The organism is Saccharopolyspora sp. NPDC045839, from assembly GCF_056431645.1.
On sequence record NZ_JBWKKH010000021.1, the window covers coordinates 117,166 to 142,781 of the forward strand.

21 protein-coding genes and 1 tRNA gene are annotated in these 25,616 nt (G+C 71.7%); 9 read left to right on the forward strand and 13 right to left on the reverse strand.

What is annotated here, in order from left to right; all coding sequences use genetic code 11:
- Nucleotides 1-75 precede the first annotated feature (75 nt).
- The 3 genes from AC07EQ_RS26735 to AC07EQ_RS26745 all read right to left on the reverse strand — a co-directional run bounded on the left by AC07EQ_RS26735 (nt 76) and on the right by AC07EQ_RS26745 (nt 2,261).
- A complete protein-coding gene (locus AC07EQ_RS26735; RefSeq protein ID WP_478390614.1) occupies nt 76-834 on the reverse strand; it encodes an SDR family NAD(P)-dependent oxidoreductase in 759 nt (252 codons plus the stop codon).
- Between the two features lie 104 nt (nt 835-938).
- Nucleotides 939-1,061, reverse strand: coding sequence for a hypothetical protein (locus AC07EQ_RS26740; RefSeq protein ID WP_358568070.1), 123 nt, complete (start codon nt 1,059-1,061; stop codon nt 939-941).
- A gap of 237 nt (nt 1,062-1,298) precedes the next feature.
- Nucleotides 1,299-2,261 (reverse strand): aldo/keto reductase, encoded by a 963-nt coding sequence (locus AC07EQ_RS26745; RefSeq protein WP_478390615.1) that lies wholly within the window; start codon nt 2,259-2,261, stop codon nt 1,299-1,301.
- A 156-nt stretch (nt 2,262-2,417) separates the two neighbouring features.
- Between AC07EQ_RS26745 and AC07EQ_RS26750 the strand changes: the two genes are divergently transcribed.
- Nucleotides 2,418-3,728 (forward strand): UDP-glucose dehydrogenase family protein, encoded by a 1,311-nt coding sequence (locus AC07EQ_RS26750; RefSeq protein WP_478390654.1) that lies wholly within the window; start codon nt 2,418-2,420, stop codon nt 3,726-3,728.
- A 293-nt stretch (nt 3,729-4,021) separates the two neighbouring features.
- Nucleotides 4,022-5,785 carry a gamma-glutamyltransferase family protein gene (locus AC07EQ_RS26755; protein ID WP_478390655.1) on the forward strand — a complete coding sequence of 588 codons (1,764 nt, stop codon included), beginning with the start codon at nt 4,022-4,024 and terminating at the stop codon, nt 5,783-5,785.
- 318 nt (nt 5,786-6,103) lie between these two features.
- Here AC07EQ_RS26755 and AC07EQ_RS26760 read toward each other — a convergent pair whose 3' ends face one another.
- The 3 genes from AC07EQ_RS26760 to AC07EQ_RS26770 all read right to left on the reverse strand — a co-directional run bounded on the left by AC07EQ_RS26760 (nt 6,104) and on the right by AC07EQ_RS26770 (nt 9,869).
- Nucleotides 6,104-7,249, reverse strand: coding sequence for a glycerate kinase family protein (locus AC07EQ_RS26760; protein WP_478390616.1), 1,146 nt, complete (start codon nt 7,247-7,249; stop codon nt 6,104-6,106).
- 25 nt (nt 7,250-7,274) lie between these two features.
- Entirely contained in the window at nt 7,275-8,777 is a 1,503-nt protein-coding gene (locus tag AC07EQ_RS26765; protein ID WP_478390617.1) for an SLC13 family permease, read from the reverse strand.
- A gap of 192 nt (nt 8,778-8,969) precedes the next feature.
- Nucleotides 8,970-9,869: a DMT family transporter gene (locus AC07EQ_RS26770; protein ID WP_478390618.1), complete on the reverse strand. Its 900-nt coding sequence runs from the start codon at nt 9,867-9,869 to the stop codon at nt 8,970-8,972.
- Between the two features lie 334 nt (nt 9,870-10,203).
- On the opposite strand from AC07EQ_RS26770, the gene AC07EQ_RS26775 reads away from it, so the two are divergent.
- A complete protein-coding gene (locus tag AC07EQ_RS26775) occupies nt 10,204-11,322 on the forward strand; it encodes a baeRF11 domain-containing protein (protein ID WP_478390619.1) in 1,119 nt (372 codons plus the stop codon).
- Between the two features lie 106 nt (nt 11,323-11,428).
- Here AC07EQ_RS26775 and AC07EQ_RS26780 read toward each other — a convergent pair whose 3' ends face one another.
- Genes AC07EQ_RS26780 through AC07EQ_RS26790 form a run of 3 tightly spaced genes read right to left on the reverse strand, consistent with a single transcriptional unit; the run spans nt 11,429 to nt 13,804 of the window.
- Entirely contained in the window at nt 11,429-12,091 is a 663-nt protein-coding gene (locus AC07EQ_RS26780) for a response regulator transcription factor (protein ID WP_478390620.1), read from the reverse strand.
- The gene (locus AC07EQ_RS26785) at nt 12,088-13,578 is read right to left on the reverse strand and encodes a sensor histidine kinase (RefSeq protein WP_478390621.1); all 1,491 of its coding nucleotides are present in this window, start codon (nt 13,576-13,578) and stop codon (nt 12,088-12,090) included. Before AC07EQ_RS26785 ends, AC07EQ_RS26780 begins: the two co-directional genes overlap by 4 nt.
- Complete coding sequence (locus AC07EQ_RS26790; protein WP_478390622.1) at nt 13,556-13,804, reverse strand: hypothetical protein; 249 nt, start codon at nt 13,802-13,804, stop codon at nt 13,556-13,558. Before AC07EQ_RS26790 ends, AC07EQ_RS26785 begins: the two co-directional genes overlap by 23 nt.
- A 333-nt stretch (nt 13,805-14,137) precedes the next feature.
- On the opposite strand from AC07EQ_RS26790, the gene AC07EQ_RS26795 reads away from it, so the two are divergent.
- Nucleotides 14,138-17,380: a glycosyltransferase gene (locus AC07EQ_RS26795; protein WP_478390623.1), complete on the forward strand. Its 3,243-nt coding sequence runs from the start codon at nt 14,138-14,140 to the stop codon at nt 17,378-17,380.
- A gap of 151 nt (nt 17,381-17,531) precedes the next feature.
- On the opposite strand, the gene AC07EQ_RS26800 is transcribed toward AC07EQ_RS26795, so the two are convergent.
- Nucleotides 17,532-18,956, reverse strand: coding sequence for a hypothetical protein (locus tag AC07EQ_RS26800; protein ID WP_478390624.1), 1,425 nt, complete (start codon nt 18,954-18,956; stop codon nt 17,532-17,534).
- 224 nt (nt 18,957-19,180) lie between these two features.
- Between AC07EQ_RS26800 and AC07EQ_RS26805 the strand changes: the two genes are divergently transcribed.
- Together AC07EQ_RS26805 and msrA are read left to right on the forward strand one after the other, a co-directional pair.
- Nucleotides 19,181-21,025 (forward strand): acyltransferase family protein, encoded by a 1,845-nt coding sequence (locus tag AC07EQ_RS26805; RefSeq protein ID WP_478390625.1) that lies wholly within the window; start codon nt 19,181-19,183, stop codon nt 21,023-21,025.
- A gap of 21 nt (nt 21,026-21,046) precedes the next feature.
- Complete coding sequence (msrA, locus tag AC07EQ_RS26810) at nt 21,047-21,715, forward strand: peptide-methionine (S)-S-oxide reductase MsrA (protein ID WP_478390626.1); 669 nt, start codon at nt 21,047-21,049, stop codon at nt 21,713-21,715.
- Between the two features lie 66 nt (nt 21,716-21,781).
- Here msrA and AC07EQ_RS26815 read toward each other — a convergent pair whose 3' ends face one another.
- Entirely contained in the window at nt 21,782-22,828 is a 1,047-nt protein-coding gene (locus tag AC07EQ_RS26815) for an alpha-hydroxy acid oxidase (protein WP_478390627.1), read from the reverse strand.
- A gap of 406 nt (nt 22,829-23,234) precedes the next feature.
- Here AC07EQ_RS26815 and AC07EQ_RS26820 point away from each other — a divergent pair, with 406 nt between their 5' ends.
- Nucleotides 23,235-23,444: a dodecin gene (locus AC07EQ_RS26820; RefSeq protein ID WP_358568033.1), complete on the forward strand. Its 210-nt coding sequence runs from the start codon at nt 23,235-23,237 to the stop codon at nt 23,442-23,444.
- Between the two features lie 255 nt (nt 23,445-23,699).
- Here the strand turns inward: AC07EQ_RS26820 and AC07EQ_RS26825 are convergent.
- Both AC07EQ_RS26825 and AC07EQ_RS26830 read right to left on the reverse strand, forming a co-directional pair.
- Nucleotides 23,700-23,772: transfer RNA gene (locus AC07EQ_RS26825), tRNA-Gly, on the reverse strand.
- 72 nt (nt 23,773-23,844) lie between these two features.
- Complete coding sequence (locus tag AC07EQ_RS26830) at nt 23,845-24,255, reverse strand: PPOX class F420-dependent oxidoreductase (protein ID WP_132479337.1); 411 nt, start codon at nt 24,253-24,255, stop codon at nt 23,845-23,847.
- Nucleotides 24,256-24,368: 113 nt separating this feature from the next.
- Here AC07EQ_RS26830 and AC07EQ_RS26835 point away from each other — a divergent pair, with 113 nt between their 5' ends.
- Nucleotides 24,369-24,968 (forward strand): RNA polymerase sigma factor, encoded by a 600-nt coding sequence (locus AC07EQ_RS26835; protein WP_478390628.1) that lies wholly within the window; start codon nt 24,369-24,371, stop codon nt 24,966-24,968.
- Nucleotides 24,969-25,152: 184 nt separating this feature from the next.
- Nucleotides 25,153-25,590 carry a DUF983 domain-containing protein gene (locus AC07EQ_RS26840; RefSeq protein ID WP_358568024.1) on the forward strand — a complete coding sequence of 146 codons (438 nt, stop codon included), beginning with the start codon at nt 25,153-25,155 and terminating at the stop codon, nt 25,588-25,590.
- Nucleotides 25,591-25,616 lie beyond the last annotated feature (26 nt).

The window sequence follows — 25,616 nt, forward strand, 5'->3', positions numbered from 1 at the left end:
TGGCAAAAAGCCGCCCCAGTGTGGGGGTTGGTCCTGCCTCCCTCCCCACCCCCCCCCGCCACCATCACCCGATCGTCAGCGCGGCGCCATCCGCAGGGCGCCGTCCATCCGGATGACCTCGCCGTTGAGGTAGTCGTGCTCGACGATGTCCAGCGCGAGCTTCGCGAAGTCCTCCGGCGTGGCCAGCCGCTTCGGGAACGGCACGCTCTCGGCCAGCCCGGTGCGGAACTCCTCGCTGATGGTCGCCAGCATCGGCGTGTCCACGATGCCCGGCGCGATGGTCATCACGCGGATGCCCGACGACGCCAGGTCGCGCGCGGCCGGCAACGTCAGGCTCGCCACGCCGCCCTTGGACGCCGAGTACGCGGCCTGGCCGATCTGCCCGTCGAAGGCGGCGACGGAGGCGGTGTTGATCACCACGCCGCGCTGGCCGTGCTCGCCGGGTTCGGTCTGGCCGATCGCCGCGGCGGCCAGCCGCAGCACGTTGAAGGTGCCGATCAGGTTGATCTCGATGACCTTGCGGAACAGGTCGAAGTCGTGCGGGCCCTTGCGGCCGACGATCCGCGCCGACGGCCCGATGCCCGCGCAGTTCACCACGATCCGCAGCGGAACCCCGGCACCGGCCGCCTGGTCGACGGCGGTCTGCACCTGGTCCGCGTCGGTGACGTCGGCGGCCGTGTAGGTGACCCCGTCAACGACCGGCGCGTTGGCCACCGAGTCCGGCAAGTCCACCGCGAAGACCTGCGCGCCGCGCGACGCGAGCGCTCGTGCGGTGGCCGCGCCAAGGCCGGAAGCCCCGCCGGTGACGATCGCCGCGGTGTCGGTGATCAGCATCTGCTCGTTCCTTTGCGTTCGTTGCTGGTGTCCCGGCATGTCTAACACCTGGGAACGGTCGTGCCCAGCACCTGACGCGGAACGGGCAGGCGGCGAACCTGCGCTCAATGATGGCGGCGTACCCGTCGTTGCGAACTCATCTCGACGAACGCCAGCAGCGCGACCAGCGGCAGCGCGGCCAGCAACGCGAGGCCGGCGAACAATGTGGCGATCCCGATCAGCTCCATGTTCAGAGCCTGGTCCGCGGGCCAGGGCCGCCGCGTCTGCCACCGGTGCGATTCTCGGGTCCGTCCGAGCGACGGACCCGATCACCGACTGTGTTGGAAGACCCGCGAAGCCGTGGCTGGAGCGTGATTCCGCGAGAAGTCGACGTTCACCCGATGCCGGCCGACTGCTCGTGACATCGTCCACCACCTGCGGAAGCGACGGCGGTGGTGACGGAGCGCCACCGCCGTCGTCGGGGCCTAGCGCTCGGTGGGCGGGCAGATCGCGTCGATGGCGTCCAGGTCGGCCTGGGTGGGGCGCCAGGCGCCCGCCACCGCGTTCGCCTGCACCTGCTCCGGCGTGGTGGCGCCGGTGATCACCGAGCCCACCACCTCCTGCGCCGCCAGCCAGCCGACCGCCACCGCGGTCATCGGGATGCCGCGCTCCTCCGCGAAGGCGCGCAGCTGCTCGATGCACTCCCACGGGGCGTCGGCGAGCATCTGGTTCCGGTTCGCCAGCCGGCTGCCCTCCGGCGGCTCCTGGTCCTGCCGGTACTTGCCGGTGAGCAGCCCGTTGGCCAGCGGGAAGTACGGGATGATCCCGACGCCGAACCGCTTGCAGGCCGGCACGACCTCGCGTTCGGCCTCCCGCGCCAGCAGCGAGTAGTGGTTCTGCGCCGACACCGGCGCGGCCAGCCCGGCCGAGGACGCCGTCCACGACGTGTCGGCGAGCTCCCAGCCCGCGAGGTTGCAGTGCCCGACGTAGCGGATCTTGCCCTCGCGCACCAGGTCGTCCAGCACCGAGAGCGTTTCGTCGATCGGCGTCAGCCGGTCCGGCCGGTGCAGTTGGTACAGGTCGATCCAGTCGGTGCCCAGCCGCCGCAGCGACGACTCGACGGCGCGCCGCACGTAGCGGCGGGAACCGCGCGCCGCGAAGTCGGGCCCGTTGCCGCCCTGCATGTCCATGCCGAACTTGGTGGCGATGATCGCGTGCTCGCGGCGGCCGGACAGCGCCTGCCCGAGCAGCTCCTCGCTGCGCCCGCGGGGCGAGCCGTACACGTCGGCCACGTCGAAGAAGGTGATCCCGGCGTCGAGCGCGGCGTCCACCACGGCTCGAACACCGGACAGGGATTCGGTGGCCGTACCGGGGCGGCCGAGGTTGTTGCAACCCAGACCGACCGCGCTGACCACCAGACCGGATTCGCCCAAACGTCGCTGCTCCACGGCCGGTGAGCCTAAACGCCGGTTCACCGGCGCGTCACGCAGGACGTACGGCGCGTGAACGTTTGGCGATGCAGGTTCCGCTGTGCGGGCGATGTGCCACGATGCCCAAGGGGGCCACGACCGAACGGTCGTGCGAGGTGAAGGGGTGTGGGGACTGTGTTCGCCCGTCGAATCGTCGTTGTTGGCACCGGGTACGTCGGCTTGACGACCGGCGCGTGCCTGGCGTCGCTGGGGCACCGGGTGGTGTGCAGCGACGTGAACGCCGCGAAGGTCGAGCAGCTCTCCCGCGGCGAGGTGCGGATCCACGAGCCCGGGCTGGCCGAGCTGGTGCAGGAAGGCATCGCGGCCGGACGGCTGGAGTTCGTGGTCGGTTCGGCGGCCGCCGTCGCCGAGGCCGAGGTGGTCTTCCTGTGCGTGCCGACGCCGATGGGGGCCGGCGGCAAGGCGGACCTGGCCGTGGTGGAGGCGGTGGCGCAGGAGGTGCGCGAGCTGCTGCCCGCGGGATGCGTGCTGGTCACGAAGTCGACGGTGCCGGTGGGCACGTCGGCGCGGCTGCGCGAGCTGGTCGGGCGCGAGGACGTCGCGGTGGTCAGCAACCCGGAGTTCCTGCGCGAGGGCTCGGCGGTGCACGACTTCCTGAACCCGGACCGCATCGTGGTCGGCTCGGACACCCAGGACGCGGCCGAGCGGGTGGCCGCCCTGTACGCGCGGCTCGGCGCCCCGACGGTGCTCACGGACGCCGCGAGCGCGGAAATGGTGAAGTACGCGGCGAACTGCTTCCTGGCGACCAAGCTCTCGTACGTGAACGCGATCGCGGAGCTCTGCGAGCGGCTGGGCGCGGACATCTCGGACGTCACCGAGGGAATGGGCTACGACCGCCGGATCGGGCAGTCGTTCCTGCAGCCGGGGCCGGGCTGGGGCGGCTCGTGCCTGCCGAAGGACACCGCGGCACTGCTGCAGGTGGCGGAGGCCGTGGACTTCGACTTCCCGCTGCTGCAGGCGACCATCTCGTCCAACACCCGGCAGCGCGAGCGGATGGTGGCGAAGGTCGCCGACGCCTGCGGCGGCTCCCTCGACGGGGTGCGGCTCGGGCTGCTGGGCCTGACGTTCAAGGCCGGCACCGACGACCTGCGCGATTCGCCTGCGCTGGAGGTGGCGCGGCTGCTGGCGGAGCGCGGCGCGGAGCTGGTCGCCTACGACCCGGGGCTGCGCGGCGACGAGCCGGCGCTGCCGCCGGAGGTGGAGCTGGTGGACGACCCGTACCAGGCGGCGAAGGAAGCCGCGGCGCTGGTGCTGCTGACGGAGTGGCAGGAGTTCCGGACGCTGGACTGGAACCGTTTGGCCGAGTCACTGCGCGGCCCGGTGGTGGTCGACACCCGGAACCACCTCGACCCGGACGTCCTGCGCCGCGCGGGCCTGTCCTGGCGAGGCGTCGGCCGAACCCCGGTCGCGGGCACGCCCGCCTGAGCGCCTCCCGATTCCAGGCGTTGGCTCGGGGCAAGCCCATCCGAGGGCGCCCGGTGCTCGACGGCGATTTCGCGCGAAATCGCCGCCCTGCGTTCCGGGCGGTCACGCCGCACACGCGCCCGGACCCCGCTCTGAAACGACACCTTGGGCAATCGGGACCCCTCCCGCTGACTCGGGCGGCTGGTGCTGGGCGCAGGGGATGTCCTCGCTTCGGCTATCGCTCGGACGGGTGGCGTCCGCCTAAGGTGGTTGACGTGTTTACGACTCGCCCGGAACTCGCCGGCACGCACGGGATGGTCGCCTCCACGCACTGGCTCGCCTCCGCGGCGGGCATGGCGGTGCTGGAGGACGACGGGAACGCCTTCGACGCCGCGGTCGCCGCCGGGTTCGTCCTGCAGGTCGTGGAACCCCACCTCAACGGCCCGGGCGGCGAGGTCCCCGCGCTGTTCACCACCGCCGACGACCCGCGCCCCCGCGCGCTCTGCGGCCAGGGCCCGGCGCCCGCCGCGGCGACCATCGGCCACTACCGCGACGAGCTCGGCCTCGACCTGGTGCCCGGCACCGGATTCCTGGCCACCACCGTGCCGGGCGCCTGGGACGGCTGGCTGCTGTTGCTGCGCGATCACGGCACCAAGCCGCTGCGGGAGGTGCTGAAGTACGCCATCGGCTACGCCCGCGACGGGTTTCCGATCGTGGAGCGGATCAGCACGACCATCGACACGGTCCGCGCGATGTTCACCGAGCACTGGCTCAGCTCGGCCCGGCTCTGGCTGACCGACGGCGCCGCGCCGAAGCCCGGCAGCGTGCTCAAGAACCCGGTGCTGGCCGACACGTGGGAGCGGCTGCTGGCCGAGGGCGAGGCGGCCGGGTCCGGCCGCGAGGCGCAGATCGACGCGGCCCGCCGCGCCTGGTCGCACGGCTTCGTCGCCGAGGCGGTCGAGAAGTTCGTGCGCACGCCGCACCGGGACAACTCCGGGCGGGACCACGCGGGCGTCATCACCGCGCAGGACATGGCCGAGTTCGAGGCGGGCTACGAAACCCCGCTGACCGTCGACCTCCCCGGCGACTGGACCCTGGCGAAGTTCGGCATCTGGTCCCAGGGCCCCGCGCTGGCGCAGCAACTGCGCCTCCTGGAGGGCGACCGGATCAACTACGTCGACGGCGTCGCCGACGCGGACACCGTGCACGTCGCGGTCGAGGCCGCCAAGCTCGCCTTCGCCGACCGCGAGGCCTGGTACGGCGACTCCGCAGACCCCGGCGTCCTCGCCGACCTGGTGTCCCGCGACTACGCCGCCGCCCGCCGAGCGCTGATCGGCGACCGCGCCTCGCTGGAGCTGCGCCCCGGCTCGCCGGGCGGTCGCGACGCGATCCTGGCCGCGCACGTCGCCGAGGGGCGCGGCGTGGACGGCGAGAAGGACCCGAGCGGCGTCGGCATCGGCGAGCCCACGGTGTCGCCGACCGGCGAAAGCCGCGGCGACACGGTGCACATCGACGTGGTCGACCGGTGGGGCAACCTGATCTCGGCAACGCCGTCCGGCGGTTGGCTGCAGTCCTCGCCGACCATTCCCGAGCTGGGCTTCTGCCTCGGCAGCCGGGCGCAGATGTTCTGGCTGGACGAGGGCCTGCCGAACTCGCTGGCGCCGGGCAAGCGGCCCCGGATCACGCTGAGCCCGTCGCTGGCGCTGCGCGGCGGCGTGCCGACCATGGCCTTCGGCACGCCCGGCGGCGACCAGCAGGACCAGTGGCAGCTGTGCTTCTGGCTGGCGCACGTCCACGGTGGACTGAACCTGCAGGCGGCGATCGACGCGCCGGCCTGGCACACCGGCGCGTTCCCGGGCTCGTTCTACCCGCGCGCCTGGGAACCCGGCCGGGTCGTCGCGGAGTCGCGGCTCGGCGCCGGCACCCTCGCCGAGCTCCGCCGCCGCGGCCACGACGTGCTCGACGCCGGGCCGTGGGCGCTCGGCCGCCTGTCTGCGGTCTCGCGGGACCCGGACTCCGGCTTGCTGCGCGCGGCGGCGAACGCCCGCGGGGCCCAGGGCTACGCCGCGGGCCGCTGACCTGCGCTGAAGTGAACGGCCTGTTCACCTCGCCCAACGAGGCGAACGGTCCGTTCGCTCCGTCCTTTCCCGCATCCGGACGCCGCTTTCTCTGAGCACCTGGTCCACCGGCCGGTGCGTGCCTCGGGGATGGAGCGAACGGACCGTTCACCCCGAAAAGTGAAGTGAACAGGCCGTTCGCTCTGGCGCGGCTTGCGGATGGCGCTGCTGCGGGTTGGGGATCTGTTGCTGAATGCGCGGGTTTCGGAGGACGGAGTCAACGGCCTGTTCACCTCGCCTTACGAAGTAAACGGTCCGTTCGCTCCACTCGACCCCGCGTCAGGCCGCTCGTAAGGTGCGGCCGACGAGGAGCATGCGGAGGGTTCGGGCGGTGGCGTCCGCGATGAGCTCCGGGGCGCGGGTGATCGCGTCCGCCAGGTCCACCGGTTCCGTCAGGATGCCGGTGATCGCGTCGATCCCGTGGTCGTAGCTGGCGTCCGCGCCGGGGCCGATGGTGCCGCACAGGGCGATCACCGGCTTGCCGTACCGCTTCGCCCGCCGCGCCACCTCGGTCGGGATCTTGCCGAGCGCGGTGGACGCGTCGATCGCGCCCTCGGCCGTGATCACCAGGTCGGCGGCCCGCAGCCGCTGGTCCAGCTCGCTGCTCTCGAGGAACACGTCGAACCGCGAGGCCAGCCGCGCCCCGAGCACTCCCGCCAGCCCGGCGCCGAGCCCGCCCGAAGCGCCGCCGCCGGGCAGGTCGGTGAACCGGATTCCGCTGTGCCGGCGCAGGACTTCCGCCCAGACCTGCATCGCGGCGGCGAGCTGCTCGACGCGCTCCGGCGCGGCGCCCTTCTGCGGCCCGTAGCGGCGCGCGACGCCGCCCAGCCCGCACAGCACGTTCGTCGGGTTCACCGCGACCACGAGCTCCACTTCGGACAGTCGCGGGTCCTGCCCGGTCGCGTCGAGCCGCCGGGCGCGGACCAGTTCCGCGCCGCCGTCGCCGATCTCCGCCCCGTCGGCGTCCAGCACGCGAACGCCGAGCGCCCGCAGCGCACCGGCACCGCCGTCGCAGGTCCCGGAGTCGCCGCAGCCGATGACGATCTTCTTCACGCCCGCGTCGAGCGCGGCGGCGATCAGCTCGCCGACGCCGCGGCTGGTCGTCGCGCCGGGATCGCGCCGGCCCGGCGGCACCAGGGAAAGCCCGGCGGCGGCGGCCATTTCCACGAATCCGGTGTCGCCGACCAGCGCGAAGTGCGACTCCACCGGTTCGCCGACCGGGCCGGTGGCGGTGACCGGCACCAGCTCGCCGTCGGTCGACCGGGCCAGCAGCCGCGCCGATCCCTCGCCGCCGTCGATCAGCGGGATGGTGTCGATGGCCGCGGCGGGCACCACCCGGCGGATGCCGGCGCGGATCCCGTCGGCGACGGCCTCGGCGTCCAGGCATTCCTTGAATCCGCTCGGGGCGACGGCGAAGCGCAGCATGATGTTCTCCTCCACTGTGGACTTATCAGATGAGCGGCAGGCCGAGCGCCGGCCAGACGAACAGGGCGAACAGCACGACGAGCGCGCCCAGCGCGGGGCCGAGCAGGGCGGACAGCTTGAGCAGGTCGCGCGGGGTGTAGGCGTGGTCGAGCCGGGCGAACATCGCGACCGGCTTGGCCGAGGACGGCAGCGTGTGGCAGAAGCCCGCCGCGGCGGTCGAGGCGAAGGCCAGCGCGACCGGGTTCATGCCGACCGCGAAGGCGGCGGGCACGATCAGCGGGATCAGCACCGCCGACCGCGCGGACCGCGACTGCACCAGCAGGTGCGCGGCGACGCTCAACGCGACGACGGCGATCAGCATGGCGCCCGTGCTGTCGCCGACGAGCGCGTTCGCGGCGACCCAGCCGGCGGCCCCGGACTCGGTCAGCGCCTCGCCGAGCGCCGTGGTGGCGGCCATGAACAGCAGCAGCGACCAGGGGATTTCGGAGATCGCGGCGCCGATGCGCACCGTCCCGAACCGCGGCGAGGCGATCAGCAGTGCCCCGGCCAGCGCGATCAGCGCGGGCGACAGGCCGTGCAGCGGCTCGGTGCTCCAGAGCAGCACGACGGTGCCGAGCAGGCAGATGGCGCGGATCTCGGCGCGCCGCATCTGCGGCGGCACGTCGAGCTGCTCGCGCAGCGCGGCGGCGTCGACCCTCAACCGCGCCCGGCGTTCCGCGCGGCCGGTGAACAGCAGCAGGACCAGCTCTGCGGCCAGGTGCGAGCTGACCACGGCGAACGGCAGGCCCCACAGCAGCCACTGGCCGAAGCCGATGCCCGTGCCGATCGTGCTGTCCAGGACCTGGCTGGTGATCAGGTGCGCCCCGGCGCCGACCAGCGTCGCGATCGCCGACAGCAGCACGACGGTCGGGAACAGCACGGCGAGGGCCCGGACCAGGCGCGGCCGGTGCGCGAACGCGTCCGCCAGCGCGAGGAAGATGGGCAGCACCAGCGCCGCGCGCCCGCTCGTGCTCGGCACCAGCAGCGCCGTGATCACCAGGCCCGCGGTGATCAGGTGCACCAGGCCGCGCGCCGATCGGGCGCGGCCGACCAGCGCGATCGCCAGCCGGGCGGGCAGGCCGGTCCGGTTGATCCCGGCGGCCAGCACGAACGCCGCCACCAGCAGCCAGATCTGGTCCGCGCCGAGCGACTCGAACAGCTCCTCGGCGTCCAGCGCGCCCAGCACCACCAGCACGGCCGCCGCGGACAGCGCGACGAAGGTGTCGTCGAGCCGGTTGCTCATCCAGCCGGCCACGGCGGCGGCGAACACCAGGATGGTGATCAGCCCGGACCGGCCGAGCTGGTCGGCCCCGGCGTCCTCCGGCGCGGTCAGCACCGCCATCAGCCCGAGCAGGCCGAGCGCACCGAGGGTGATCCCGATGGCCCAGCCGCGCCCGGCGCTCGGGTCGGACGCCACGCGGGCGGTGCGCACCGGGCTCGTGGCGAACTCGGTGCGCACCAGCTGCGTGGTGTCCTCGTGGCTGTTCACGCCATGAACGATCTGTCCCGCGGCTGAACCGCGCGTGAACCGCCCATGAGGAGCACTTCATCTTTGCCGCGCAGTTGTCCACAAGCTTGTGGATAACTTTGCCAACAGGGTGCTCAGCTGCGAAAACACCTGGTTGAGCTACCGGTTTGTGCACAGCTGTGGAGAAAGTTATCCACAGCTGTGCACAGGTTCTCAGCGGCGCGTGCTGACCAGCACCAACCCGATGCCGATCAGCGCGACGCCGCACCACGCCGCGATGCCCAGTCGTTCCCCGACGACGAGCACGCTCAACAGCGCGGCCACCACCGGCTCCAGCAGGCTCAGCGTTGTCGCGACGCTGGCCGACGTGCGGCGCAGCCCGGCCCCGAACAGCAGGTACGCCAGGCCCATCGGGATCACCGCGAGGTAGCCCACCACCAGCAGCCCGGACGGGGAGCTCAGCAGCGGACCGCCGGTGAACGCCAGCACCGGCAGCAGCACGACGGCGCCGGCACCGAACATCGCGCCCATCACCGCGCGCGAGCCGTGGCCGCCGCGCATCATCCGCGCGGCCGCCCACGAGTAAGCGACGTACCCGGCGCCGCCGAGCAAGCCGAGCAGGGCACCCACGATGACGTCCGCGCCGACGCCGCTCTCGCCGCCGACGGTGATCAGCAGCAGGCCCAGCACCGAAACCGCGGCGGCCAGCGCCCACCGGCGATCCAGCCGGACGCCGTCGACGACGCGTTCCAAGATCGCGGCGAACACCGGCGCCGAGCCGAGCGTGATGACGGTGCCGATGGCGACCCCGGCGAGCGCCATCGACGAGTAGAACGCCAGCGGGTAGACCGCCACGGCCAGGGCGCCCACGAGCAGCAGCCCGGTCCGGCCGGACCGCAGCACGTCGAACGCGGACCGCCCGGCGATCACGAGCAGCAGCACGCCGCCGACGCCCATGGTGGCGGCGCCGATCGACAGCGGGCTCGCGGCGGCCGGGGCGAAGCTGGCGGCCGTTCCCGTGGTGCCCCACAGGAACGCCGCGAGCAGCACCGGCAGCGGGCCGGCGACGAAACCGCGGGCAGGAGCGGGTGCGGTGAGCAGTTGATCAGTCAAGGTGAACTCTTCCGTTCGCGAACCGTCAGGACTCGTCGAACGGGCGCGCGTCAACCCCGGTGGGTGCGTGCAGTTTCAACTGAAACTGCCACGAGAAGACCCGGGTCCGTCAGTTTCAACTGAAACTGCGCCTTCGGGGTGGTGGAGGTTCGCCGCCCGTCAGCGGGACGGGGGCGGCAGAACGCGGTGCCAGTGCGAGTTCACGCCGACCACCTTAACCGCAGGTACGGGCCCGTCGGAACGGGCGAAGCCGGGTGAGCTCCGTCGCCCTGCCGGTTCGCCGGAGCCTCGGTAGCGTCGCCGGTGCCGGACGTTCCGCCTGGGGAGGGCACCGATGGCGATCTTGCACACCGACATCCCGACGCGGGCGCAGGTCGACGCGCTGCTGACCGCGCGCGAACCGATCAGCGTCTCGCTGTACCTGCCGACCAGCCCGGCCTCCGGCGGCGACGCCGAGCGCATCGAGCTGAAGAACCTCGCCGGGCAGGCGACCGACCAGCTCCGCCGGGCGGGCGCCGCCAAGGAGGACGTGGCCGGCATCACCGGCCAGCTGGCCGACCTGGCCGAGGACGAGGAGTTCTGGCGCTTCCAGGCCCGCAGCCTCGCGCTGTTCGCCACGCCGACCTCGCTGACCACCTTCCGGCTGCCCAACCGCCTGAACGCGGTGGTCGAGGTGTCCGACCGGTTCCACCTCAAGCCGCTGCTGCGCTCGATCACCTTCCCGCAGACCGCGCTGCTGCTGGCGCTCGCGCAGAACTCGGTGCGGCTGCTGGAGGTCGTGCCCGAGATGGACCCGGTCGTCGTCGACGTGCCGGGGATGCCCGCGGACGTGGAGAGTTCGGTGGGCAAGGAGTCGGTCACCGACCGCCTGCCGCGCCGCCGGTTCCAGGGCGGCGAGGGCCCGAAGGTCCGGATGGGCCAGTTCTCCCGCCAGGTCGACCGGGCGCTGCGGCCGGTGCTGCGCGGCGACGTGCCGCTGGTCCTGGCGGCGACCGAGCCGCTGGCGAGCATCTTCCGGTCGGTCAGCACCGCCTCGGAGCTCGCCTCGGTCGGCCTGACCGGAAACCCGGAGGAGAGCAGCGACCGCGAGCTGGCGTCGGCGACGCGCGAGGTCCTCGACGACCTGCACGCCGACCGGCTGCGCGAGCTGCGCGAGCTGTTCGAGCAGCGCACCGGCCAGGGCCGGGCGGTCACGGACATCGCGGACGTGGCCCGGCACGCCACGATGGGCGCGGTCGACACGGTGTTCGTGGACATCGACAACGTGGTCCCGGGCTTCATCGACGAGGCGGGTGCGGTGACGTTCGAGCAGGCCGACGACGCGGTGTCCTACGGCGTGGTGGACGAGATAGCCCGCCGCGTCTGGCTCACCGGCGGCCGGGTCATGGCGGTGCGCAGCGAGGACATCCCGGGAGGCGGCGCGACCGCGGCGATCCTCCGCTACGCCCCCTGACCGCCGCCTCGCCTCGGCTTCGGTGAGCGCCGTTTTCGCGCGAAAGCGGCGCCGCCTCCTCACGCGGAACGCCGGTTTCGCGCGAAAACGCCACGCGCTCCGCGCTTCAGGCGCCCAGGCGGTAGCCCATGCCGCGGACGGTGCTGATCCGCTCGGTGCCGATCTTGCGGCGCAGCGCCCGCACGTAGACGTCCACGACGTTGGAGCACGGGTCGAAGTCGTAGCCCCACACGTGCGACAGGATCTGCTCGCGGGAGAGCACCTGCCCGGAGTGCCGCAGGAACAGCTCCAGCATCGCGAACTCGCGCGCCGTCAGGTCGACCGTGCCCTCCGGCACCTGCGCGCGCCGCGTGCGAAGGTCCAGCGAGAGCTCGCCGTCGCGCAGCACCGTGATCTCCGGGACCCGGTCGACGGGCCGCAGGCGCAGCCGCACCCGCGCCAGCAGCTCCTCGAACCGGAACGGCTTGGTCATGTAGTCGTCCGCGCCGCCTTCCAGCCCGGCGACCGTGTCGTGCACGCCGTCCCGCGCGGTCAGGATGATCACCGGCACGGTCACGTGCTGGGCCCGCACCGCCCGCAGCACCGAGAAGCCGTCCCTGCCGGGCAGCCCCAGGTCGAGCACCACCAGGTCGAAGTCGCCGGTCAGCAGGTAGTCCTGGGCGGCGTCGCCGTCGCCGACGACGGTGGTGGTGAAGCCGTTGGCCCGCAATCCCTTCTCGATGAACGCCGCGATCCGCGCCTCGTCCTCGGCGATCAGGATCTTGCTCATGCAGTGGTCTCCTCGGTCGCGTTGTGGGGTGGGGCGGCGGGCAGTTCCAGGGCGAAGGTGGCGCCTTCCCCGGGCTGCGACACGACCCGCACCCGCCCGTGGTGCGCGTCCGCGATGGCCTTGACGATCGCCAGCCCGAGCCCGGCGCCGCCCTTGCCGTGGCTGCTGCCGTGGGTGAAGCGGTCGAAGATCTTCGACACCTCGGCCGGATCGATGCCCGGGCCGTGGTCGGTCACCCACAGCCGCACCGCGCCGTCGGCGAGGGAGGAGCCGATGCGGATCTCCGAACCCGGCTCGGTGTGCTGCACCGCGTTCTGCGCCAGCTGCACCATCGCCTGGGTGATCCGCTGCTCGTCGACCAGCACCTCGCCCTCGCCGATGTCGTCGAGCACCCAGCGGCGGTCCGCCAGCGACCGCACCTTCGCCTCGATGTCGCTGGTCAGCTCGGCCAGCGAGACCGGCGCCGCGGTGACGAAGTCGGGCCGGTCGGCCTTGGCCAGCATCAGCAGGTCGTTGACGATGCGGGTCATCCGGTCCAGCTCGTCGGTGCACAGCCGCACCACTTCTTCCCGCTCCGCCGGGTCGTCGCCGAGCAGCTCCAGGTTGCCGCGCACGATCGTGATCGGTGTCCGCAGCTCGTGCCCGGCGTCGTCGACGAACTGGCGCTGGATGCGGAAGGCGCCCTCCAGCCGGTCGAGCATCGCGTTGAACTGGTCGGCCAGCGCGGCGATGTCGTCCCGGCCCTCGACCGGGATGCGCCTGGTCAGGTCGTGCTCGCTGATCTCGGCCGCGGCCTGCCGCACGGCCCGCACCGGCGCCAGGATCAGCCCGGCCACCACCCACGACGACAGCGCCGCGATCACCACGCCGAGGCCGCTGACCAGCAGCAGCACCTGCACGGTCCGGTCGGCGTCGGCCATCGCCGACGCGGTGTAGCGCTCGACCACGAACCAGGCCCGGCCGCCCTGCTCGGACTCGGTCTGAACCTTGAGCCACTGCATCCGCCCGGCCGGAGTGTCGAGCCAGCCGTAGTTGCTCGGGGCGGCCACGATCTGCTGCAGCAGCGCCTGGTCCTTGGCGAACCGGTCGATCTCGTCGTCCTGCTCCTGGGACAGCGGCCGCAGGCCGGTCGGCGTCTCCCACACGCCGATCAGGGCCTCGTCGCGGTCCGGGTACTGGCGGCGCAGGTAGGAGTCGAAAAGCGTTTCGGGATTGGTGAGCAGCTGCCCGGTGCGCGGGTCGCGGCCGGTGGCGGCGAACGTGACGAACTCGTGCGCCTCCTGCTCCATCGACGCGGTCACCTGGTCGTTCACGTCGTTGTGCAGGAACGAGCGGACGATCAGGATCACCGCCAGCAGCACCACGACCAGCACCAGCAGCAGCCAGCCCATGATCTGCGCGCGCGCCGGGATGCGGGTGCCGCGGCGGCCGGGGAGCTTGGCGAACGACCTGGTCGTGGTGGGCTCAGTCGTCGTCGTGGTCGTCATCGTCGTCATCGTCGTCGGGGGCCGGCGGCGGGAGCTCGGTGGGCACGCCGGTCGAGGCCGGTGGCGCCGGCCGACTGGGTTCGGGGCCCGGCGAGCTGCCGACCTGCACGGTGGCCGGCACCTGCGGGGTGCGCGGCCCGTCGGTGAGCGCGAAGCTCACCAGCACGGCGGCGATCGGCAGCGCCAACGCCGCGATCAGCAGAACCGCCTTCGGAACCGACCTCATGGCACCACTCTCGCCGCCCGCCGGGAGCCGAGCATGAAAACAAGATGAGAGGTTTTTCATCTGGGTGCCGCGGCCGCCGGGGAGGGCCGCCCGATTTTGCCTAAAAATGGGCGCTCCCACGCCCTGGTCCGGGCCCTTCCGAGGCCGAGGCTGGCCCAATTTCAGGCAAAATCGGAATCACCGGAACCCGAGTTCCACATGGCGGAGCTCCGTCGCCGCCGGACGAACCCGGCGTCGTGCGCGATCGCGCGCACCGGTTCCGGAGTATCGCCCTGGGACGCCGCGACGGGGCGCTAGCCTGCTGTGGGACTCAATCACGTCGTAAGGGACCGGATGGACAAGCGGCTGATCGACTGGACCGGCGAGCGCTGCGTGCCGTGGACCGATGACGTCCAAGTCATCTACGAGCACTACCACCGCTACGCCCTCGCGGCCCGCTTCGTGCGCGGCAAGCGGGTGCTCGACCTCGCCTGCGGCGAGGGCTACGGCGCGGCGCTGCTGGCCGCCGAAGGCGCCGAAGTGGTCGGCGTGGACATCGACCCGGCGACGGTCGAGCACGCCCGGCACAACTACGGCGGCCGCGACGTCAGCTTCGAGGTCGGCTCGATCGCCGACCCCGAGCTGCTCGCCGACGCCAAGCCCTTCGACGTGATCGTCTGCTTCGAGGCGATCGAGCACGTCGAAGACCACGACGCGGTGCTGGCCATGGTCAGGTCCCGGCTCGTCCAAGGTGGACTGTTCCTGAGCAGCACCCCGGACACGGCGGTCTACTCGCACGAGCACGGCAACGAAAACCCGTACCACGTCAAGGAACTCACCGCGGACCAGTACGAGAAGCTGCTGGAAGACGCGTTCCGGCACGTGGCGGTGCTGAAGCAGAACGTCACCGTCGGATCGCTGCTCACCCCCGCCGACCACGGCGACCCGGACACCGCGATCGAAGGCGTCCGGCTGCAGACCATCCAGGGCCGCGACGGCGAGTGGTCGGTCCGGCAGGGCGTGCCGCACACCTACCTGCTCGGCATCGCCTCCGACAAGCACCTGCCGAAACTGCCCGCCGCGGCGCTGCTGACCGACGCCGACCTCACCCTGATCCGCCGCGGCGGCGACGTCGCGCCGATCATCGAACAACGCGACGTGGCGGTCGCGGACGTCGCCAAGCTCAACGAGCTCTACCAGCGCAACCGCGCCGAGGCCGAAGAGCTCAAGAACTCGATCACGCGGCTCGAAGAGCTGCGCAAGAAGGAAGAGCGGCGCGCCGACCAGGGCGTCCGCGAGCAGGCGCAGCTGCGAGCCGAGCTGGATCGCATCGGCGGCGAGCTGCAGGAGAGCCAGCAGAGCGCGGAGCGCGACGCGGCGCGCATCGAGTGGCTGCACGACACCGTCGCGCGGCTCGAAGGACGCGCAGCGGACGCCGAGCGGCAAGCGGCGGAGCTCGGTGCCGCGAACGCGGAGCTCGCGGCGCAGAACTCCGCGCTGGTGCAGCGCGCGGTGACGAAGTACCGGAAGGTCATCGAGCGCGTAGCGCCGCGCGGCACCGCGCGGCGCGATGCGTACGAGATCGCGCTCGGGCGCAAGCCCGGCGTGCCGCAGGTCGACGAGGCCGCCGAGACCGGGCCGCTGCCGGTGCCGCACAGCGACAAACCACTGGTCAGCGTGATCGTGCCGGTGCACGGAAAGTGGCCCTACACCCGGCAGTGCCTGCGGTTCCTCGGCGGGCACCTGGTGTCCGTGCCGTTCGAGGTGATCGTCGTCGACGACGCTTCGCCGGACGACAGCGCCGAGAAGCTCGCCGCCTGCGAGGGCGTCCGGCTGGTGCGCGCCGAGCGGAACCTCGGGTTCATCGGCGCCTGCAACCTCGGCGCCGAGCACGCGCGCGGCGAGTACCTGTTCTTCCTGAACAACGACGCCGAGGTCACCGAGTCCTGGCTGGACACCCTGATGGACACCATCCGCGGCGACGAACGCATCGGGCTGGTCGGCGCCAAGCTCGTCTACCCGGACGGCCGGCTGCAGGAGTGCGGCGGCATCGTGTGGGCCGACGGCAACGGCTGGAACTACGGCCGCAACACCACCAACGGCGGCGCCGAGTTCGACGTCGTGCGCGACGTCGACTACTGCTCCGGCGCGGCGATCCTGGTCCGCACCGACGTGTTCCGGCAGGTCGGCGGCTTCGACACCCGGTACGCGCCCGCCTACTACGAGGACACCGACCTGGCGTTCGCGGTGCGCGCGGCCGGCTACCGCACCGTGGTGCAGCCGAAGGCCGTCGTCGTGCACCACGAGGGCGTGTCCAACGGCACCGACCTCAGCACCGGCGTGAAGAAGCACCAGGAGCTCAACCGCAAGGTGTTCGTGGAGAAGTGGGCCGACACGCTGGCCGCCGAACACCTGCCGGAAGCCTCGCCGCGCAACCTCTGGCTCGCCCGGCAGCGCGGCACCCGCGGCCACCACGGGCCGATCGTGCTGGTCAAGGACCACCAGGTGCCGCGCCCGGACTTCGACTCCGGCTCGGTGCGGATCCGCCGGGTGCTGGAGCAGTTCGTCCAGCTCGGCTGCCGGGTGGTGTTCTTCCCCGGCAACCACGCGCGCCTGGAGCCCTACACCACGGAGCTGCAGCAGCTCGGTGTCACGGTGCTGCCGGAACCCGAACTGCAGCAGGCGTTCCTGCACGAGGCGGGCTCGGAGATCTCGCTGGCCCTGCTGTCCCGCCCGCAGGTCGCGTGGAGCCTCGTCGAGGAGCTGCGCACCTGCGCGCCGCAGGCCGTGATCGCCTACGACACCGTCGACGTGCACTTCCTCCGGCTGGAGCGGCAGGCCGAGGTCGCCGAGCAGCAGGGCGATGCGGCGCGGGCGGAAGCGTTGCGGCGCAAGGCCTTCGCATCGCGGCAGATGGAGCTCGGGCTGACCCGCTCCTGCGACGTCACGCTGGTGGTGTCCGAGGCGGAGCAGGTGCTGCTGCGCGAGCTGGTGCCGGACGCCGACGTGCGGGTGCTGTCCAACGTGCACGAGGTCGACTGGAGCCCGGCGAAGCCGGAGGGGCGCAAGGACCTGCTGTTCGTCGGCAGCTTCGACCACCCGCCGAACATCGACGCCGTGCGCTGGGCGGCGTCCGAGATCATGCCGCTGGTGCGGGAGAAGTGCCCGGACGCGGTGCTGCACGTCGTCGGCAGCAACCCGACCGACGAGGTTCGCGAGCTGGCCGGTCGCGGCGTGCAGGTGCACGGCTGGGTCGCGGAGCTGGAGCCGCAGTACGCGGCGAGCCGCGTGACCCTCGCGCCGCTGCGGTTCGGCGCCGGCGTCAAGGGCAAGGTCGGCGAGAGCCTCAGCCTCGGGGTGCCGGTGGTCGGCACGTCGGTGGCGACCGAGGGCATGCACCTGACGAACGGCGAGGACGTGCTGGTCGCCGACGACGAGGCGGGGCTCGCGGAGGCGGCGGTCCGGCTGCTCACCGACGACGACGCCTGGCGGCGGATGTCGGAGGCGGGCAAGAAGGGCATCGCGGCCCAGTTCGGCCCGGATGTCTCCCGCGCGGCCCTCAGCAGCCTCCTCGCCACCACCGACTACGAGGCCTGACCCGACGAGGCCTGACCCGATGGGGCTGGGCCCGATGGGGCTGGGCCCGACACACCCCGGTGTGCCGGGCCCAGACACACCGAACCCCCGCAATTTCAATGGAAATCAGAGGTTCGATTTCCATTGAAATTGCGGGGGACGGCAGGTGGGGTCAGTCGCGGACGGTCGGGGGCAGGTGGTTGACCTGCTGGTCGAGGGTCGACTTGAAGGACTGCTGGACCGCCGACTTCTGGTCCGACGGGCCGGTGGCGTCGATGATGATCGCCCAGTTGTGCGCGACGTAGGCGGTGCGGTAGACGCCGCCGGCGTTCACCACCTTGACACCCTGGTACGACAGGTCGTCCACTTCGGACAGACCCTGCTGGGCGCCCAGGTACTGGTCCACCACCTGCTTGGCGGCGTTCGCGTCGGGCAGCTGCAGCGCGAGCATCGTGGTCCTCGGGGTGCCCTCGGCGCCGTTGAACCAGCCGTTGATCAGCCCGCGCTGGATCGCGGAGTCGAGCACCGCCTTCGGCTGCAGCAGACCGGCCTTGGCGCCCTGCAGGCTCGGCAGGTCGAGCGGCCCGGACCACGGGTGCGCCGGGCCGGGCGCGGCGACCAGCACCTCCTGCGGGCTGGCCGGGGGATTCGGGTGCGCCGGCGGCGGCGAGGGCAGCTCCTGGGTCTGCACCGGGGGCGGTGGCGGCGGAGCGGCCGTCGTCTCGGTCGGCGTGGTGCCGCCGCCGGAGGTGAAGTAGAAGATCCCGGCGACGATCAAGCCGACCAGCAGCACACCGCCGATGGACAGCCCGGCGATCAGCTTGCCCTTGCCGGGCTTGCTCGCCGTCTCGAACACCTCCGGGCCCTGCCGCATCCACGACGCGTCGCCGTGCTCCGGCGTCCCCGGCAGGTCGTCGCCCCACGGCGTACCGGTGCTCTCGACGGGGCCCCAGCCCTGCTGCGGGCCCCACTGCGGCTGCGGCGGACCCCACTGCGGCTGCTGGCTGAGGCTGACCACCTGGGTGCTCTCGGAGTCAGACTGCGGCGGCGCCTGCTGCTGAGGCTGCTGCGGCTGAGCCTGCTGCTGCGGCGCCTGCTGCTGAGCCTGCTGCTGCGCGAGCGGGTTGGGCACGACCTGCGTGGCCTCGCTCGGCGCCCCGCCCTGCTGCTGCGGCGGCGGCTGCTGCTGTTGAGCGGACTGGGCGGCGTCTCCCCAGCTGAATGCCGGAGGGAACGGGCTGGACTGCTGCTGTTGCGGCTGCTGCGGGAACCCGCCCGAGGACGGCCCCTGCTGCTGGGGAAATCCGCCGGATTGCGGTCCGGCCTGCGGGTCCTGCTGGGGGAATCCGCCCGAAGACGGTCCTGTCTGCGGCTGCTGCTGGGGGAATCCGCCGGACTGCGGTCCGGCCTGCGGCTGCTGCTGCGGGAACCCGCCGGAGGACGGGTCCTGCTGCGGGAATCCGCCGGATGCGGGTCCGCCCTGCCCGTTCTGCGCCCGACCTAGCACGGCGTCGCGCCGCTGGCGGTACTCCTCGGCGGAGATCCGCCCCGCCGCGAGTTCGGCGTCGAGATTTTGCAGCTCGTCTTGCCAGGTCACCGATGCGCCCTTTCCAGAATTCGCTCGAACGCCCCCATTGCGATCGACCGCCATTCTGGCACCCGCAAGGGGGAACGCGGGGCACCGGCCGGATAACGATCCGAGGCGTGGTCTGGCCCGACCGGGTCGCGAGGAGGTAATGGGTCCACAACCGTCAGGTCGCGGGCTAGGCTACGCAGCGTTGACTTCGGCGGCCGGGGACATGACTTGATGGGGTGATCTGGGTGGATGACGCGCGGGTCGTCCACGCTCGCCCCGAGTGGTTCGCCGAACCGCACCACGGGTTCGCCTGGATCCGCATGATCGGCGCGCTCGTGGTGATCTACGGGCACAGTTCACCGCTGGCCGGAACGGGCGACCTGTTCCCGTCGGACTGGCCGCTGCAGCCCGACGAGGGCGTCCTCATGGGCTTCTTCGCGATGAGCGGCTTCCAGATCACGGAGAGTTGGGTCCGGGACCCCCATCCGGGCAGGTTCGCCGCGAAGCGGGTCCTGCGCCTGTGGCCGCCCATGCTCACGGTCTCGTTCGCCATGGCGCTGATCGTCGGCCCGCTGATCACGACCCTGTCCGTCGGCGAGTACTTCGCGGCCAACGGCACTTGGGGCTACGTCGTCAACAACGCCGGCCTGCTCACGCTGAAGCACGAGCTGCCGGGCGTGTTCGTGGACAACCCGTGGCCGAATGCGGTCAACGGGTCGTTGTGGACGCTGCCGATGGAGCTGATCGCCTACGCGGGCCTCTACGCGCTGCTGCTGGTCGGCGCCGCGAAGCACCGCTACCGCTGGGTGATGGCGGTGGCGCTGATCGGGCTGATCGCGTGGGACCGGCACCTGGAGCAGCTGCCGAGTTCGGAGTCGGCGGGCTCGTTCTTCAGCGTGCCGGTCGAGTCGCTGGTGGCGTTCCTGGTCGCGTTCGCCTTCGGCGTGGTGGTCAACCTGTACCGGATCCCGCTGTCGCCGCTGGCGGCCGGCGCCGGGCTGGCGGTGCTGGTGCTGATGCCCAACAGCATCACCGGCTCGTTCTGGATGACCTTCGCGGTCAGCTACGCGGTGGTCGTGGCCGGGCACTTCTGGCCGGCGCGGCTGACGGTGCCGGGGGTGTGGGTCAACGGCAGCTACGGCGTGTACGTGTGGGGATTCCCGATCCAGCAGCTGCTGGCGATGGCCGGGATCCACAACCCGTGGCTGATGCTGATCTGCGCCGCCCCGCTGGCCTACTGCATCGGCACGCTGTCCTGGAAGTTCGTCGAAGAGCCGACGCTGAAGCTGCGCCACTACTTCACCCCGGCGCCGAAGAAGAAGGAACCCGAGCCGGTCGAGGACGACCTCGACGACCTCGACGAGGTCGAGGAGGACCCGGAAGACCTCGACGACCTCGACGACTTGGACGACCTGGAACCGGAGGAGCCGGAGGCGGTCACGCCAGCGCATGAGGCGACGACGAAGCGCCGCCCGCTGCCGCGCCCACCGGCGCCCGGCCCGGAGCCGCCCCGCGCCCGCCCCGGCCGCCCGGCCGGCCCGCCCGCGAGCGGCGCCTCGCGACCGAGCACCTCACCCGGCGGCACTCCGCGCCCGGCCGGATCCCCGGGAGATGTCGCACGTCCGGGCAGCGGCACCCCGCGCCCGGCCGGACCGCCGAGCGACGCCCCGCGCCCGGGAGGCGCTCCGAACGGCGTCGACAGGCCGCGCCCCGGCACTCCGCCGAGCGGCACGCGGATCGACGGCGCGCCCCGGCCGGACGGCCAACCCCGCCCGGACGTCGCACCCGCACCCCGACCGGACGGCCCGCCGCGCGGCCGGCTCAACGGCCTGCCGATGAACGGCGCCCCGCTGCCGCCCGCGCGCACTCGCCGCCCGGCGGAGCAACGGCCGGCCCGCCTGCCCGCGCCGCCGCCGGATGAATCGGTGCTGGCCAAGCGGTTGTCCGGGGACCTGGACTCCGGGCCGCCACCGGCCCGGCCGCCGGTCCGCCGCACCGGCGGTCGCCATGCCCGTCCCGAGCCGCCGCCCGCCCCGGCGGAGGAAACCCGGCCGGTCCGGCCGTATCCCAAGCGGCAGGACGGTCAGTGAGCACCGCGTACCCTCGGGTGCATGGCGCTTTTCGGTGACAAGACCAGGCTGATCGACCCGGCCGAGGCCCTGCCGGGCCGGTCCACCCCGCTCCCGGTGGCGGCGGAGCACGCGGTGTTCCCGGACCGCCGGATCGTGCCGCCGTTCCCGGAGGGCTACGCCACCGCGGTGGTCGGCATGGGCTGCTTCTGGGGCGCGGAGCGAACTTTCTGGCGCACCGACGGCGTGTGGTCGACGGCGGTCGGCTACGCCGGCGGCGTCACGCCCAACCCGACGTACGAAGAGGTGTGCTCGGGCCTGACCGGCCACACCGAGGCGGTCCTGGTGGTGTTCGACCCGGCGGCGATCAGCTACCAGCAGGTCCTGAAGGTCTTCTGGGAGAACCACGACCCGACGCAGGGCATGCGCCAGGGCAACGACATCGGCACCCAGTACCGCTCGGCGATCTACTACGCGGACGAGGCCCAGAAGGCGGAAGCGGAAGCCGGTGCGACGGCCTTCCAGGAGGCCCTGACGGCGGCGGGCCTCGGCGAGATCACCACGGAAATCGCCCCGCTCAAGGACTTCTACTACGCGGAGACCTACCACCAGCAGTACCTGAGCGACGCGAAGAACCCCAACGGCTACTGCGGCCTGGGAGGCACGGGAGTCTCCTGCCCGGTCGGCCTCAACGTCCCGACCGAGAGCTGATCAAGGCTGACGAGTTCCGGACCGGCGAGAACCCGCGCAGGCCCGGAACGCCGTCACGAATTCGGATCAGGCGTCGAGGATGTGCGGGTGGAGGTTGGCGGCTTCGGCCGGGGTCGCGCAGCCCGTCATCATCAGGGTTTGGGCGAACTCCGCCGTTATCCGGCGCAGAACGCTCAGGACTCCTTGCATTCCGCCGCGGGCCAGGCCGTAGAGGACCTGGCGCCCGATCAGCACCGACGACGCGCCCAGCGCCAGCGCCCGGACCACGTCCGTGCCGGTCGTGATGCCGCTGTCGACGACCACGTCGAAGCCGCGGTCGGTCGCGTGCAGCGCCCGGTTCACGCGCGGCAGGGCCAACGCGGTCGGCAGTGCGCACTCCAGTTGCCGCCCGCCGTGGTTGGACACCACCACCCCGGCCGCGCCGGCGGCCTGGGCCCGCTGCGCGCCCTCGGGCGACAGGATTCCCTTGACGTACACGGGCAACCGCGTCGAAGCGATGAGCTCTTCGATGTCCGGCCAGCTCAGCGAGGGATCGATCTCGGCGCTACCGGCCATGACCGGCTCGACGTCGACCCCGGGCCGGTAGCCGACGAGCCGCTCCCGTTCCGAGCCCCGCCGAACGGGCGCGTCCACGGTGATCAGCAGCGCGACGCACCCGGCGTCCTCGGCGCGCGCGACCAACTGCCGCCGCAGGGCGGCGTCCCGCAGCCAGTAGAGCTGAAAAGCGCAGCGGGCCCCGGACTTGGCGATGTCCTCGAGCCGGGCGGAAGCCATGGTCGACACGGCGACGGGAATCCCGGCCTCGGCGCAAGCGGCGGCGATCTCCAGATCCCCGTGCGGCCAAACCTGAGCGGGAATCCCCATCGGAGCAACGGCGATCGGAGCCTCCGAAGCAACCCCGAAGACGACGGAACCGCTGGACCGCCGGGAAACGTCGGCGGGCAACCGGTGTTCGAGGAAGACGCTGTCCCAGGCCCGCCGGTTGGCGACCTTCGAGGTCTCCTCAGCCCCGGCGGCCCCGAAGACGAAAGCCCAGGTGGGCGAGCTGAGCACCGCCCGAGCGGCGGCCTCCTCGGCGCCAGGGGTGAAAGGCGCAGGTGGTTCCTCCGCCATCGCAACGACCTTCCTCCCACCAAAACCGACGAAACCATGATGACCCCCACCCCCCACCCCAAAAAGGTCCATTCAGCTGCTTGCCGAACAAAAACCCCAACCGAACAACCAAAACCCGGACAAACCCAGAGGACAAAGCCAGAGGACAAACCCAGAGGACAAAGCCCAGGGGAGAAAGCCGGGGGAGAAAGCCCGAGAAACCCACCCCACGGCCGAAGGCCGCCAAAACCCAGAACACGGCCGAAGGCCGACCACCCACCACCCCACCCCACGGCCGAAGGCCGACAACCCCCACCCCACGGCCGAAGGCCGACGAACCAGCACGTCACCACCAACACGGCCGAAGGCCGACGACCCACGGCAACATCGGCTTGCGAACGACAGCGCCGAGCCCAACCATCGACCCATGACGGACCACGTGTACCGAGTAACCGAAGTAGTGGGCTCCTCGAAAGAGGGAGTGGACGACGCAATAAGAAAAGCGGTGAAAAGAGCATCCCAAACGCTGAGAAACGTCGACTGGTTCGAAGTGACGAACGTGAGAGGCCACGTGGAGAACAACGAACTGGCCCACTATCAGGTAACCCTGAAAATAGGCTTCCGCCTCGAAACCTGAAAACCCCGGCAGAAGCCGCCGAAGCGAAGCAAGGCTGCGGCCGCGCGGAGCCGATGCGAAGGCGTCGATGGAGTCGGCCGCAGCGAAGCAAGCCGAAAGAAGCTGGTCCCAGACCAGGCCGGGAACGCCACGAATCGCAAGGAGCAAACGAAAGGTGCCCACCGCACCGTAGGGGGGTTTGGGGGGATTCGATCCCCCCAATGAAATGGCGAGGAGCCGAGGTCGAACGAAGTCGACACACGGCTCCCAGCTCCGAGCGGATGACGGGACTCGAACCCGCGACCCTCACCTTGGCAAGGTGATGCGCTACCAGCTGCGCTACATCCGCGTATTCAGCGCCCTGTCGGGCTGTTGAAGACTACTTTAGCCCATCGTTTCAAGCCCGTTCACCGGGGGTCCCTCAACGGCTCGGAGAGCTGGTCGCGCGGGTCGGGGTGATGCGCAGGAGGACGCGGTGTTCCTCCTGCATGGCCTGGCGGTAGGCGGCCCAGTCCTGGTGTTCGCCGGAGATGCTGCGGTAGTACTCCTCCAGGAGGGGGAGGGCGGCCGGGAGCTCGACGATCTCGACGGTGCCTTCGACCTGGATCCAGCGGCCGAAGAACTGGTCGGGCAGGACGCACAGCCAGGCGCGCGGGTCGCGGCGCAGGTTGCGCACTTTGGCGGCGCCAGCGACAGTGCTGACGGTGACGTGTCCGGCGCTGTCCGTGGTGGTCAGCACCGGTGTCATCTGGGGTGTGCCGTCGGCGCGGAGCGTGCTGAGCACGGCGCGGTGCTGGTTGCCGATCACTTCGCGGGCTTCGTCGAGATCCACTCCGACCTCCCGTGCGGTGCCTGGTGACAGCCGTGGCCTTGGGGGTCCACGGTAGCGATTGCGCTGGTCGCGCGGTATTCGCCGCGGCTGGTCGTTGGGGGGAGTTCATGGGGATGCGTGATGATGTCGCCGGGGGTCTGCAGCCGGATGACCGGGTGTTGCTGGCGCGGTTGCGGGCGGGCGATGATCTCGCCTACGGCGATCTGTACCGGCGGTATGCGCCTGCGGTGCGGCGGTTCGCGTTGAGCATGCCGCGGCCCGGGATCGACGTCGACGACGTGGTCGCCGAGGTGTTCTTGCGCACATTGCGCGCGGTTCGAGGCGGCTGCGGGCCGCGGGATGCGATCCGCACCTACCTGTTCACGGTGGTCCGCCGGGTGCTGGGGGAGTGGGTGGCGGCCCGACGGGACGAGCCGATGAACACCGACGAGCTGGGCGAGCACGCGCCGCGGCAGCGCGATCACCAGTTCGTGCAAGCCGAGGGCGAGTTGCTGGCCCGCGCGTTCCACCGGTTGCCGGCGCGCTGGCGCGAGGTCCTGTGGCGGACCGAGGTGGAGGGGCATCGCCCCGCCAGCCTGGCCGATCAGCTGGGGTTGACGCCGAATGCGACCGCGGTGCTGGCGCACCGGGCGCGGCGCGGGTTGCGGGAGGCCTACGAGGAGGCGGCCGCGGTGTCCGGCCAGCGGGCTGCGGGGTGTTCGCGCCGCGGTTGATCGGTCGCGTTCGGGGTTGGCCGGGCGCCGCTCATGATCGACAATGGGCCTGTTTCGGGGACGACTATCACCCGTCGGGCCCATGACGTACGCGGTACCGTTGCTTCACGCTCGGTGACCGACGGGATTCGAGTGGCGAGACGATGTTCCGAAGCGACCAGCCCGGGTGGGCGGGGAGGCGACGATGAACCGGGTGGTGCGGGGTTCCGACGGCCGTGAATGGACCATCAAGGCGAACCTGGAGTGGTCCAACCCGATCGCGGCGGACGAGTTCGAGCACGACGTGAACGGGGGCTCGGCGCCGGCGATCCTGATGGGCGCGGTGTTCCTGTTCCTGGTCGTGATGTTCGTGGTGTGGACGCCGGACGAGGTGTACGTGCCGAGCTGGTTGATCTTGCTGCTGATCGCGGCCGTGCTGTTCTTCCCGGTCCGCTGGGTGCTGCGGCGCCCGTGGACGGTCACCGCCGCCACCCCGGGTGACCACGACGAGAACCCGCCGGAGACCTGGGTGGGCGTGGTGCGCGGCTTCGTCGACGTGCGCCAGGAGGTTTCGTCGGTGTCCCGGCACATCGAGCTGTACGCCGAGCCGGACATGAACGGCAGCCTGCAGCCCGTCGAGTAGTCCCGCCCCTTCGGACCCCGCGGTGA